This window comes from Propionimicrobium lymphophilum DSM 4903 (assembly GCF_000423485.1).
In the GTDB taxonomy this organism is placed as follows: Bacteria; Actinomycetota; Actinomycetes; order Propionibacteriales; family Propionibacteriaceae; genus Propionimicrobium; species Propionimicrobium lymphophilum.
Map to the genome: position 1 here is coordinate 31,858 of NZ_AUIB01000009.1, position 13,451 is coordinate 45,308.

The 13,451-nt window shown below is 51.8% G+C and carries 11 protein-coding genes; 9 read left to right on the plus strand and 2 right to left on the minus strand.

Translation table 11 applies throughout. From position 1 onward, the window contains the following. Positions 1-29: 29 nt before the first annotated feature. From G556_RS0106050 to G556_RS0106085, 7 genes are all read left to right on the plus strand, one after another. The gene (locus tag G556_RS0106050; RefSeq protein WP_028822131.1) at positions 30-950 is read left to right on the plus strand and encodes a HamA C-terminal domain-containing protein; all 921 of its coding nucleotides are present in this window, start codon (positions 30-32) and stop codon (positions 948-950) included. After that, positions 943-3,582 (plus strand): DEAD/DEAH box helicase, encoded by a 2,640-nt coding sequence (locus G556_RS0106055; protein WP_211219441.1) that lies wholly within the window; start codon positions 943-945, stop codon positions 3,580-3,582. Before G556_RS0106050 ends, G556_RS0106055 begins: the two co-directional genes overlap by 8 nt. Before the next feature lie 617 nt (positions 3,583-4,199). Next, positions 4,200-5,042: a D-alanyl-D-alanine carboxypeptidase family protein gene (locus G556_RS0106065; RefSeq protein ID WP_162139761.1), complete on the plus strand. Its 843-nt coding sequence runs from the start codon at positions 4,200-4,202 to the stop codon at positions 5,040-5,042. Between the two features lie 80 nt (positions 5,043-5,122). Then, the gene (locus G556_RS0106070; protein WP_028822135.1) at positions 5,123-6,010 is read left to right on the plus strand and encodes an ABC transporter ATP-binding protein; all 888 of its coding nucleotides are present in this window, start codon (positions 5,123-5,125) and stop codon (positions 6,008-6,010) included. Further along, positions 6,004-7,158 (plus strand): ABC transporter permease, encoded by a 1,155-nt coding sequence (locus tag G556_RS0106075; RefSeq protein ID WP_028822136.1) that lies wholly within the window; start codon positions 6,004-6,006, stop codon positions 7,156-7,158. Before G556_RS0106070 ends, G556_RS0106075 begins: the two co-directional genes overlap by 7 nt. A 33-nt stretch (positions 7,159-7,191) precedes the next feature. Beyond that, complete coding sequence (locus G556_RS0106080) at positions 7,192-8,547, plus strand: sensor histidine kinase (RefSeq protein WP_028822137.1); 1,356 nt, start codon at positions 7,192-7,194, stop codon at positions 8,545-8,547. Beyond that, positions 8,544-9,227, plus strand: a complete 684-nt coding sequence (locus tag G556_RS0106085; RefSeq protein ID WP_028822138.1) for a response regulator — start codon at positions 8,544-8,546, stop codon at positions 9,225-9,227. The genes G556_RS0106080 and G556_RS0106085 overlap by 4 nt, the downstream gene beginning before the upstream one ends. A gap of 110 nt (positions 9,228-9,337) precedes the next feature. Here G556_RS0106085 and G556_RS11295 read toward each other — a convergent pair whose 3' ends face one another. After that, the gene (locus tag G556_RS11295; protein ID WP_155941762.1) at positions 9,338-10,033 is read right to left on the minus strand and encodes a recombinase zinc ribbon domain-containing protein; all 696 of its coding nucleotides are present in this window, start codon (positions 10,031-10,033) and stop codon (positions 9,338-9,340) included. 10 nt (positions 10,034-10,043) lie between these two features. On the opposite strand from G556_RS11295, the gene G556_RS10415 reads away from it, so the two are divergent. Then, positions 10,044-10,742, plus strand: coding sequence for a recombinase zinc beta ribbon domain-containing protein (locus G556_RS10415; protein WP_051176735.1), 699 nt, complete (start codon positions 10,044-10,046; stop codon positions 10,740-10,742). A 160-nt stretch (positions 10,743-10,902) separates the two neighbouring features. Further along, positions 10,903-11,586 (plus strand): hypothetical protein, encoded by a 684-nt coding sequence (locus tag G556_RS0106100; RefSeq protein ID WP_028822140.1) that lies wholly within the window; start codon positions 10,903-10,905, stop codon positions 11,584-11,586. 174 nt (positions 11,587-11,760) lie between these two features. Here G556_RS0106100 and G556_RS0106105 read toward each other — a convergent pair whose 3' ends face one another. Next, positions 11,761-13,380 (minus strand): ABC-F family ATP-binding cassette domain-containing protein, encoded by a 1,620-nt coding sequence (locus G556_RS0106105; RefSeq protein WP_028822141.1) that lies wholly within the window; start codon positions 13,378-13,380, stop codon positions 11,761-11,763. Between the last annotated feature and the right edge of the window lie 71 nt (positions 13,381-13,451).

A 13,451-nucleotide genomic window follows, 5' to 3' on the forward strand; every position in this document is an offset into this window, starting at 1 on the left:
GGGAAGGACACCTTTTGGGAGAAGACGAGATGACACAGGCAACGATCACGCCAACGCTGCGCGGTGACACGTTCGCGTCCACGTTCACCGAGGTGGCGCATTCGAACATGTTAGGTCTTCGAAACGACGAACAGTTACGCCTGTTCCATCTGTCTGTCCAAAACAACCGCTTCGACCACACAGCCCTCGTCAAATTCCTCAAACGCAACGTTGGACGCTACGTCTTCTCGCGCGCCGAATACGAAGGCTATAAGCAGCGAGACGATCTCGAAGAGGTCGCTCTCGACGCGGTGAACCGGATGCGTTCACAACAAGACGGCATGGGGCTGGGCGAAATCTTGCTCTACGTCCTGCTCGAACAAATCCTCGAAGCACCCAAAGTGCTGAGTAAGATCGAGCTCAACCAGGCCCGAGGTCAGATCCACAGCCGCTGTGACGCCATCCACCTGCTCACACCAGACGGTCAGCGAACCACCAGCAGCATCGTGTTTGGAACCTCCAGTGTGGTCGGCAACATCGGTGATGCCATCACTGCAGCATTCGACCGCGTCGTAGATATTGAACAGCACCGAACACGCGAAGTTCAGCTCGCTGAGAATACCGTGTTCACCAAGACCCTCGACGAAACGACCGCAGGGTACGTGAAGGATCTGTTGATCCCAAATCCTGGCGGGGCACCCGTGTTCGATACCGCTTATTCGATGTTCTTGGGCTACGACATCGGTTTAGATCCGAAAAACTATGGCAACCAACAGTATCGGTCTGCGCTCGATCAGAAAATGCAGGGAGATATCGCCGCGCACGCCCAAATGATCGCCAACGAGATCAACACACGAAACCTCGATAATTACTCGTTCTACATCTACGTTTTGCCCCTCAATGAAGTAGACGTCGATGCGGGAACGATCATGGATGGGCTCGTGGGCGGGCCAGGTGGTAGCCATGTCTGACAAGCAAGTAACCGTCGGCGAGCTCGTATTTTCCGACATTGATTCCAACAAATTTCTCAAACAGCTGTACGCAAACCTGCTCTACAACTACGGCTTACATCGGTTGGGGCTGGCGGATCGTCAACCGTACGATGTGGATCTTGAAGCAGCGCTGCGATTCGCTGACCTGCTGTCGAAATCAACCCACCCCACCAGCCGTGACCGGCATAGGGTGTGGGCGCAAGAAATCGCGCTCCTGTGCCACATCCTCTACCCACAAGATGCGCGAACGAAAGCATATGTCCCTGCAATCTTCACCACGTTAGGTAACTACCCAGGCCTGAAGCAGTTGGGCGTGACTTCCGATGCGGGCATCCTTGACGCCGCATTCAATGCTTACCAGGCCGAGTACCTCACCGTGCCCGGTGACAAAACGATGAAGTTCTTCGCGCCGCAAAAGAAAATCTACGACCGCCTCACCGACGGCAAGTTTTCCTTCTCAGCCCCAACATCCTTGGGCAAGTCCTTCATCATGCGCACCTTCATCACCAACCAGATCAAATCCGGGGTGAAGGCCAACTTTGCGATCATCGTGCCGTCAAAAGCGCTGATCAACGAGACCCGCTCGAAACTGATCGCTGACCTTGGCGAAGACCTTGAACGGCACAACTACCGAATCGTCAGTGCCGCCGGTGACATCGTGCTCGAAGGCGATCACAACTTCATCTTCGTACTCACCCCAGAACGCCTGCTTTACCTTCTGATCGGCAAACCTACGATCGAATTCGAGTACGTCTTTTTCGACGAATCACACAAACTCTCAGGCAAGAACAGCCGCGCCCCGTTCTACTACCAAACCGTGACAATCCTTCAACACCGCCACAAGCCACCACACTTCGTCTTCGCTTCACCCAACATTCCCAACCCAGAGGTATTCCTAAGGCTGGTTGACCCTAACTCTGACGAGAATGAAACCAACGCGGTCGCAACCCAGTATTCGCCAGTCGCACAATTCAAATACCTCGTCAACCTGCACGAGAACACCATCTCCAGCTACAACGACCACACCCAAGAATTCACGCACCTAGCCTCACTTCAAGCTCAGGACGCTACCGCACAGGGCATAACCCGATTTGTTAGTGAATCATCACAAGGTTCAGATCACCGTGGGCAAACCATCGTGTTCCATTCTGCCCGACATCACGCAGTGCAAGCGGCGCGTGCCTATGCCCAGGGTATGGCAGACCTCAATGATAAAGACTTGGACGCTCTCGCAAAAGACATCGAACGCGACGTCCACGAGGACTACTACCTCAGCGGTCTTATCCGTAGAGGCGTCAGCTACCACATCGGCTACCTTCCACCAGCAATCCGCGAACGCATCGAAGGTCTGTTCCGCGAAGGCAAAATCTCGACAATATTTTGTACCAGCACGCTTCTAGAAGGAGTCAACCTTCCCGCCGACAACCTCGTCATCACAACCAACAAAATCGGCAGAGCAGGAATGACAGCAGTCGACTTCAAGAACCTGATCGGCCGAGTCGGGCGTATCGAGTTCAACCTCTACGGCAACGTATTCATCATCGTGGGCGACCAACTTGCATCCGAGCAAAAGGCCAAGGAACTCCTACAAGCGAACGTTCCTGCACAGAAGTTATCTGTGCAAACTGACTCACAAATTATCAGCAAGAAAATGAAGCAAGGTGTCGTCAAGGATCTACAGGAAGGTCGCATCGAATTCTCCAAAGGGAATGAGAGCTATGAGCGTTATGATATGAAACGCAAATTCGGTCTCATGCTCTTGCGCGACATCACTACCGGACGTCAAAGCCTGGTGCGTGAAGAATTCTCCGACTACCTCGACGACCAAACCGTCAGCCGAATCCGAGAGTCCTTCGCGCAAAGAGAAGGGCAACAAGATGACGATATCAATGTCTCCGTTGACCAGGCAGAAGCGCTGACGTACACAATCCAAGCTGGACTCCAGTATCCACAACTTTCTCCAAACGGAAAGTTCAGTTACGACGAGACCCTCGCGTTTCTTCAGCGGCTTGCCTCAATCTTCAAATGGCGAATTTACAATCCCGAGACGTTAGGGAGAACAACCAAGGGAAGTGACCAACTCGCTATGCTGTCCTGGTACACCGTCCTCCTGTTGCAGTGGATGGAGGGACACGGTTTGCGTTCCATCATGAATCGTGCAATCGAGCATCACCGGAAAACTGGAATTGTGTGGATCAATCGGCAACCGAATCGCTACCTAGATTCGAAAGAACACCGAAACCTTGTTTTTAGTGACACGCTTGAAGCTATTGAGCAAGTAATCCTTTTTGAGCTATCGAATTACTTTCTTAAATTCTCCAACGAATACAAGAAGGTCCACGGAAAAGAGCAGTTCGACAACGACTGGTACGAGTACATCGAATACGGCACGACAAAGCAGGAAACCATCCTTCTCCAACGACTCGGATTCACCCGCGAGAGCGCCACCTACATTCGAACCAACGTCTTCAATGCGATCTTCCTTCACGAAGGAAAGCCCTACCTGAACCCGATTCTCCTCGAAAGCTCGAACATCAACGTCCGCAAAGAAGCCAACGAAATCAGATACAACGTGCCAGAAGCCTTCTCGATGCCAGCTTTTATGTTCTAACCCCCGCACTAGGTACCCGCTAACGCAAGCCCACCAGCAGACCCCCTCAACCAGAAACGTGCACCTGCGGCGCGGACGTCATGGCGACGAGCACCAGATCACCGGACGTCCAGCACCCCAACGAACAGCCTCAGAAACGACAAAACCCCTGCTCAACAGGGGTTCAAGGGCTCATGCGGCTTTTATTATTTTCGACGTCTAAGTATCCACTAGGACGTCGAAAATGATAAACACCCTCTTGCGTTAGCGAGTGCTGCGCAAGGGGGTGTAAATTTTTGCCACCGTTAGCGGGTACAAGTTTTGCGGGAGCACGTAGGGTGTTTTGCCGAGGCGAAGTTTAACTGAGTGAAGTAATTCCTGACTGCAGTGATTCATCTGAATCATGATTTCCCCGTCCTGGGTTTGGTCGGAGCCGAACTCGTACCACATTTACTCGTACCAAAGTCTTATTTGCGATGTACTTTGGTGCGGCAGTTCGGCTCGTTGTGACGATGTATAGCGGGAAGTCGCGAACTTAGAGTGCTTAACAGGTCGCTATTTGTAGGCGACTAGTGGATTCTCTAGGAGCGCTTGGGATGCAGTATCGAAGAAAACGCAGACGCCTTGGCTGTCTAGTTTTGACAGTCGCCATCGTTGCGATGATCACCGTTTCGTCGGTGGTCAAGGACGCGTTACAGCATTTCGCATCGCCCTATAACTCCGAGAGCGTTTTCGTTTATAACTTGTCAGATCAGGTTGAAGTGATCAACATCCAGGGCGATAAGAAGAGGGCTCCGGCGTCTTTGGTGAAGATTGCGACCGTTTATGCCTCATTGCAGCACTTGGAAGATTTGTCAGCATCTGCGCCAGTAGATCATGCATCGTACGAGTTGGCTGTAAGGAATGACCTTGCCATGGCTGGTTTTGTTCCCGGGGAACGGACGACATATCGGGATCTGCTGTATGGGACGATTTTGGCTTCTGGTGGGGAAGCAGCTAATGCGTTAGCCACGAATGTGGCTGGTAGCTCTGAACTGCTGGTTCCTGACATGAATCGACTTGCTAAAGAACTCGGGTTACGTAACACCCGGTTCACCAACGTGGAAGGTCGAGACGAGTTCGGTCAATGGATGTCGGCCAGAGATATTGCCTATTTGACTGAAGCTGCACTACAGAACGGGCATTTTCGTGTGCTTTTCACCACATCGACGTTCATAACAAGCAACACGTCCGTGCATCCGAGTGGAATCCGACTTGAACATTCGGTGTTGTCCAAAGTCAATCTCGCACCGGGAAGTGACTTTCGCATTCTCGGCGGAAAATCTGGAACCACAAAGAAAGCCGGATTGTGTTGGGTCGTGCTCGCTGAAAAAGCAGGAAAGCAGTACGTCATCGTCACGATGGGTTGTCCTTACGACGACATCAACAACCCGGGTGATGGGCATATCCAAGACACTCTACGTATCTTGCGAGATCTATGACTCGATTAGGAGCTACCAGGAAAACGGGCATATCTGGCTGTCACACCGGAGAATGCCCACTACGAGAAAGAGAAATGCTAATGGCGCTATCACTACATAACCTCACGAAACGATATGGGAAGAATGCTGCTGTCAAAAATGTGAGCCTGACTTTGACAACGGGCGTTTATGGCCTTCTTGGCGTCAATGGGGCCGGGAAAACGACGTTGATGCGGATGGTCTGCACCTTGACCCGGCCTACGAGTGGATGTATCACCTTTGACGGCCAAGATATTTTCACGATGGGTGAGGCGTACCGGCAACAGTTAGGTTATCTTCCGCAAGATTTTGGTTTCTATCCTGATCTCAATGTCATGGACTACTTGATGTACATCGCAAGCCTCAAAGGGTTACGAGCCGATTTTGCGAAACGAAGAACATTCGACCTCCTGGAACAGGTTGGCTTGAAAGACTCTGCGAAGACGAGAATGCGTAATCTTTCCGGCGGCATGGTCAGACGTGTCGGAATTGCTCAAGCCATGCTGAATGACCCGAGAATATTGATTTTGGATGAGCCTACAGCAGGGCTCGACCCCAGTGAAAGAATCCGTTTTCGCAACCTCATTAGCGAACTCTCTGGAAACATACTGATATTGCTGTCCACTCACATTGTTTCTGACATCGAATTCATCGCAAACACCATCATCCTTATGAACCAGGGGCAATTTATCTTTACGGGAACATCTGAAGAAATCGTCGCCTCCCTCGAAAAGAGAGCGTGGGTTTTCACGGTACCCCAAAGCCAAGTGGGTCACTATCTTGAGCAGTTCTTAGTAGCGAACGTCAAAACAGCTCCCCACGGTGCCACCGAGCTACGCGTGCTCTCTGGCTATCCGCCAACACCGCAAGCTCAAGAAACAGGCGTGACCTTAGAGGACGCATTTTTGATCTATTTCGGCACGAAAGCAAAGGAAATCCAATCATGCTGATGTACGAGTTGAAGAAAATCGTGAACAACCGAGTCAACCGCGCATTGTTTGCTGCTGTTGTTGTGCTCGCAGTGGTCTTCAGCGGTTTTGCGATCAGTAGTTTCCAGTTTGTAGATTCCAGTAGTGAAACCCATACCGGTATCTCTGCTGCCCGCTCCCTCGTTGCTGATAAGAACCAGTGGCAAGGCGAACTCACCCCAGAGACGATCAGCACGATTGCGACCAAAGAAAGTAGTACTGATTGGCAGTCCCGCTCTGACATTATCTACTTGACAAGCGAGATGCTCGTCGGTGAATTCAGCGAATTTGATGACTACAAAGCCGTACTATCTGCTGAGCCTTCACAAATAGCATCGATTTATGACATCTACCAGGAAAACCTTCGGGTGATGAGCCACGAGTATGGTGACACCCCAGCGAAGGCACAATACCTGCAGAAGCAATACGACGCTATTGAGACTCCCTTCTATTATGAAGCGTACGATTCCTGGGACACCATGCTTTTATATGGCACAACGTTCAGCCTGATCCTCATCATAGTTATAAGTTTCATTACCTCCGGTATCTTTGCCGACGAGTTCCGCAACCATGCGGACGCCGTCTTCTTCTCCACCACATACGGACGAAGTAAAGCCATTCGAACAAAGATCTTTGCAGGGTTGATCATCACAACAGGGGTTTATTGGGCTGGTATTGCTTTGCTGTCCGCCATATCGTTTGCGGTCATGGGAGTCAGCGGCGCAGATACCGCTTATCAGTTCTCGCAACCTTACGCTGTGTATTCGGTGACGTTTAGCCAAATGTACGGCCTGGTTCTTGTCGGTGGGTTTGTTGCCAGTCTTCTTTCGGCTTCCATCTGCATGTTGGTCGCGTCCCGAACACGAAAAATGAGTTTGGCTGTTGCTGTTCCTTTTGTGCTGTTCTTTGTCTCTCCGTTTGTCGGACGAGCCCTGCCTTTCCTGACATTTTTCACTCTGACGCCTGATCAACTGACCAACATCATGAACTGCGCTCGTATCCCCTACATTTACGAAATAGGGGGCGCAGTTTTTCGGCAGATCCCTTTCATCCTCGTGTTGTACACCGTTGTTGCTGTCGTCCTTCTGCCACTTGTTCATCGAAGCTACAGCAGGACAATGGCACAATAAAGATTGGCTCGACGATTCTAGGTGAGGTGCGAGATGGCTTCTGACAAGCAAGAAGCACCCACTCTCATGCCCGACGAAAAAGATGTGGGATCTGCTGTGGGTAGCGACCGGGCTGTGGTCAAAGGACATGGGCTGATTCCACGAATGGTTGCGACCGGATTGCTACTTCTGCTGGGGCTCGTCGCATCTATCGGGCAAGATCCAGGCCCCTATCACGATCTGACCTTGGTATTCATCGTCATGCTCGTTGCGTTGAGCGTACTCGTTGTTCGTTACGTTCCGTTGCTTGGGTACGCATTGAACTGGCTAGCCTTGATCATCCAAGTGATGTTTGAGACAGATTTCACCCTGGCGCAGGCAGGCGTGGTCTACACCATGTGGGTGGTCTCCTGTTACGGTTCACGATTGATCGTAATAGTAACCGGAGTGACTGCCCCTATCGGGCTCGTTGTGGGTGCCTTGGTCGTATCGAGCAGGGCCGGGGGTGATTCACTGACTTCGTCGTCGCCTTTGTCTGGTCCGCTGTGGAGGTTAGTGAGTGAGATTAGGCCTGGTACGACGCCACGCGCGGTATATATCGTCGCCGCTGTTTGCCTAGTCATTTTGCCGTGGCTCTTGGGTCTGATTAGGCGCAGCCAAATCCGTGCTCTGCGCGCAGAGGAACAACAGCGACAAGAACACGAGGAACGTTTAGCGGCTGAAGAACGTGCCAGACTCTCCGATGAACTTGCTGAAACCCAAAAGGCTAAAGCACAGCTTGCTAGAGATGTTCACGACGTGGTGGGACACTCCTTGGCCGTAATAGCCGCCCAAGCACAAGCAGCATCGTGCGTTGACGATGTCGAACAAATCAAACAGATTCTGTCCACCATCTCGACAACCGCCAAAACGTCACTCCAAGAAGTTCGAGCAGTCGTGCACGACACTGCTCACACAAACACCAACCCGTTCGCCCCGATCATCCAATCAATTCAAAGCACTGGTATCGACGTGCGAACTACAATTGACGGAACACCACGTCCGCTGGCACCAGAGATCAACCAGGTCGCCACCTTGGTGCTCAAAGAGATACTGACCAACGCTCTCAAGCATGGCGACAACTCCGCCGTCATTGATATCGCACTAAGCTGGCACAACGGCCTAACGATTTCTGTCACAAACGCCGCTAACCCACAGAATGGTGAACCAAAACTAGTCTTCGGTTTCGGGCTGGCCGGAATGCGCGACAGGCTTTCCTCAGTGGGTGGAACCTTGAACATCACCTCACAGCAAACACCGTCCGGCTGGAGCGTGACAACATTAGCCTGGCTGCCATTCCAAGGCGTACAAACCCCGACCCGACCCCCAGCACAGACGTCGTTCGCCCACTCGCAAGGACAAACCGCATGAGCCAAATAGCAACCAACCAGATCAGCGTTTTACTCGTTGATGACCAAGAGCTATTTCGGCACGCAATCGAGATCATGGTCAACTCTCAACCCGACATGCAAGTTGTAGGGCACGCAACCAACGGCCTCGAAGCCATCAAAGAAACCACCAGACTGCAACCAGACATCGTGCTGATGGACATCCGAATGCCCGACATGGACGGAGTCGAAGCGACCAGACGAATTCTGCGCGGTGAACGAGTCGAATCACCCGGAGCAGGACCGAGAATCATCATCTTGACCACATTCGACTTTGACTTGCTCACAGCACAAGCAATTCGCCACGGGGCAAGCGGTTTCCTCCTCAAAGATGTATCCCCGCACATGCTCCAAGAAGCAATCAGAACCGTTCACGCCGGTAATTCCGTCCTGTCACCAGAAAACCTCGACAAACTGCTCACCGGCGACATTCGCATGACACCCGCGCTACCAGAGGAATACGATTCACTCACCGAGCGAGAACGCGAAGTCCTGCTTCTCGTTGGCCAAGGCCTATCAAACAAAGAAATCGGCCAAACTCTGTACGCATCAGAATCCACAGTGAAAACACACGTAGGCCAAATCCTTCGCAAGCTAAACCTTCGCAACCGCACCCAAATCGTCGTCTTCTGCTTCGAACACGGGCTGCGCTCGGTTAATTAGCATCCGGTGAACTTGGGACTGGTAGAGCGAACGGTTTTAGCAAGCACGTAAGACTTATCTCTTAGGATGTCGTATCGTTTCTGATCTTGATTTCGATTCTGCCTGGAGCCCTAACGCGAATCGCCGAGAGAAATGTTGGTCTTCATGCCGGTTCTGAATACGAACCTGATCTCACTCTCTCCAACCACGGCGTGATCTATCAGTGCTGCCCACTGGGACGGCTGGAATCGTTCGACGGGCTTGTCGTCTAACTGCTTGTAGGCGGTCTTGATCGCGGTGAGCCTCGCCTGCCTGGCAGCGATCTCAGCGTCAACCGACTGTTTGCGGGCAATGGTTTTCTGGTATTTCGCATCCAACGCTGCGTAGCGGGCGTGATAGAGGTCTTGGTCTTGCGAAGCCCGCTGATTTTCCGCAATCAGCTCTTCAGTCTCATCGGCAAGGTCACGAATCTTCTCATCTAGCGAAACGGAGTCAGCCTCGAGACCAGCAGTGTCGAACATGGCGGTGATCGTCTCCGGTAGTCGGCTCTGCCCTTGATGCTGCTTGATGAGTTGATTCAACGCTTGCAGGAACGCGTCCTGAATCTGCTCGTCACGCAGCGTGGCGGTCTGGCAGGGCTGGTCGTGGTCGTATTTGGCGTTGCACCGCCACACCATGTACTTGTATTTCGTGGTCGACGCCCACGTTCTCCTGCCATACCACGCCCCACACTCACCACATTTCAGTCGGGTAGAGAACAAACCAACTTTTGAGGTTTTGATGTCCCCGTGCCGAGTGGCTAGTTCGTATTGGACTTGATCCCACACTCTCGGCTCAATGACCGGCAATCATGAGCCGATTATCGACCTGGCTGTGTGGGAACAGGTACAAGCCGAACTCGCCAGGCGCGCAGGTAAAGGTGAAGCCAACACGCACCCGTTCGCAGGCAAAATCATCTGCGCTGATTGTGGGGGAGTTTTCTGCCGTAAAATCTGGCATTCAACCAGCAAATACCGCCGCTACATATGGAGATGCAACAACAAATACAAACCCGGCTACCACTGCACAACCCCACACGTCACCGAGCAACAAATCAAAGAAGCCTTCGTCCACGCCCTCACCGAACGAGTCAACGATCATGCCGTGCTCGATGATGCGATGCAGCTACTAGACGACACCGTCTACAACACGACAGAACTCGAAAACCGCCAGACTGAGATCGCTACGCGGATGGAAGAAACCGTAGCGTTAATGAACCAACTCGTCACCGAAAACGCCACCTCCGCGCACGACCCTGACGAATACGATGCCCGCTGGCAGCAACTCGAACAGCGCTACCAACAGCAAGAACACGAACACCAAGGGATCAGCGACCAGATAGCTGACCTCACTACCCGCCGAGTACAAGCCGTAGCTATTCACGACTATCTAGCCACCCGGCCACCACTAGAATACAGCGCCGAAGCATGGAATGTGCTCGTCAGATACCTGAAGGTTAGCGAAAGTTTGACCTGCTGTGTCGAGTGGAAGGTCTGACCAGCCCATAATTGTCAAGACATCACCGCTCTGTAGAGGGCAAGTTTGCGAGCATGTCAGCTGCCTTAGGTGTTAGTCTCGAAGCAGACTAGGGGATAGTTGTATTTCGGTGTTCCCTTCCTGTTTCTTAAAATGTAACGCTGTTAACTTTGGAGGGGACGTGTACAGCCGACCAATTTCTGCCGCTTATGGATCAGGGCGGGTCTATCAAAGATTCGAAACAGCCAAGCAATCTCTCATAAAGCAAGGCAAGGAAGCCTTGCAACAGGTAGAAATTCTGGATGAAAGTCGCGAGAAGCTATCTACAAAGCAGATTGGAGCCCTTTTCGCAGAAATCGTGCGGGACGAGTTTAGCCAAATCATTGATAAGTTTGACTTGCCTGTAGCTCTTTCTCCGCAAAACAGCTTTGTAATTGGTTCCTCGTCTGAATATGACTTGCTGGTAGTGAGTAAGAACGCACAGGCGTTTGAAGGAAAGTTTTTTCATCCTAAGGATGTCGTAAGTCTGGTCGAGTGTAAGGCTAGTGGGGTATTTGACGCAGGTGCGTCAACATCTTCAATTTCTAGAGCGGCGAATTTCGCTACCAGCATGAATCCGCTTATTAAGTTTGGGTATATATGTGCTTGGGAAAACCGATCGAAACGTAAGGGGTCGATAGACCATCGCAAACGAACAGAGGACGGTCTGGAGACAGAAATTAAGCCGGACGGTTGTGTGAAAACTCTTTTCCTTGCGACTTCGACTTCAGGAAAAATTGTAGAGTTGGCCACGGATAAAGAGATCGAGGATTTCTTTATCTTTCTGGCGGGAGGGTCTAAGCAAATAAATATGCATCAGTGCTGAAGTGTTTAGACCGCGCACCCAAAGTTCTTGTTTTGCACCCAAAACTGCACCCTTGCACCCAAAATCTGGCTTGTATCAAAATGAGTGTGTAAGTATCTGCTTTCACGTCGGATTTGATAAGTCGGCGTTTGCGTTAGCGAGTACGCCCCAAGGGGGTGTGAAAAATCGACCGCGTTAGCGGATACAGATTCTTCTGTCTTGCCAGTGACTGATGAGCCACCGGTCGTGGCTGGCGATGATCAATGTGCCCGTCCATTTTGTTAATGCTTCCTCAAGGGCTTCCATGGAAGCTAGATCGAGGTAGTTAGTTGGTTCGTCGATGATGAGGATGGCAGGGATCGAGGCAAACGCCACTGCGATTTGTGCCCGTCGTTGGTTACCTGCCGACAGCTCTGAGATGGGCGTGAACCACATTGACGGGCGCAAGATGCCTTTGCCAGCTTCGCCGATTCCTTTAAGCCAGACATCGGTGTTGAATCCTGGGTCGTTTTCTTTGGGTAGTCGCTGGGGGACCAGGCTGACTGGTTTGCCGCGCGTGATCGTCCCGCTTGTCTCGGCCTTGGCAGGTGGTTGTGCGGTGTAAATCCAGTTCAATAACGTACTTTTCCCAGATCCGTTTGGACCAGTGACAAGCAAGTGCTCGCCGTAAGCGAGATCGAAACTGACAGCTGCAAGCCGTTGCTTTACCGTTGCTTGCCTGGCGGATACCGCGATCCCTACGCGATCTGATGGTTGTTCAAACTGGAACGACAAGTCATAGTTGCGAGGTTTGCGCACCTCTTGGCTGGCTAAGGCCTGCAGCCTCTTGTCGTCGTTACGCATCCTGCGTTCAGCTGTAGCGGCTGCACGGTCTGCAAAAAACTTCTTTGCTTTCCCCTCGGCTGTGGCTAGCCGTACACCACCAGAAGCAATCTTTCTGGCTTCCTGCTTGTGCTTTCGTAACTTACGTTTTTCGGCTTTTTGGAGTGCATGTATATCGGCGTATTTGCGTTGGGCTTCTGATTCCTCGGATAAATAGTTGGAATAGTTTCCCGCGCACCGATAAAGGCCTTTTACTTCGGCGCTTCCGTCAGCTTTAGCCAGCGCATCCCACACCTGCGTGTCCATGTCGTAAATAACCGTTGCGGTGTCTTCGATGAAAGCCCGATCATGGCTGCTCATCAGCACTGGGCCGTTCCAGCTAGTGATTGTTTTTGCAAGGAAGCCGATTCCTTCGCCGTCGAGATGGTTGGTGGGCTCATCTAAAATCAACGCTTTAGGTTTCATGATGACAGTGGCTGCCAGTTCAAGGCGAGCGAGTTGGCCAGGAGACAGTGTGCCCAGACTACGCATTGACCCCATGAATAGCCCTAGACCGATTCCGTCCATAACCTCAACGACCCGAGCATCTAGCGTCCAAATGTCGAGGCTTGTCATTTGGGCAAGCAATCGGTCATATTCCCGGCTCACCTCACCAGGAGCAAAATCGCTCTCCAGTCGGGTAGAGGCAGCATAAAACTGGGTAGCAATAGTTCGCAGCGAACTAAGTGCAGAATCGAGATAGTCTTCGACCGTTCCGTTGGATTCTTCAATAACCGGAACGCGGAAAAGCTCGGGCTCCACACCGTCGAATTTGACTGTTCCTGTCTCCGGCATTAGGTCGCCTGATGCGATGCGAAGCAGCGTGGTTTTGCCACACCCGTTGGGCCCGATCAGGCAGGCGCGTTCGCCGTCACCGACATGCAAACTGATGTGATCTAACAGCGGTACAGATGAGTAAGAAAAAAAAATATTATCGAGGTTGATTGCAGACATAATGATCTCCAGGACGCAACGGTAGATGGGTAGCGTCTCAGCTGGGCTGAGCAGAGATCACAAAGTCATCG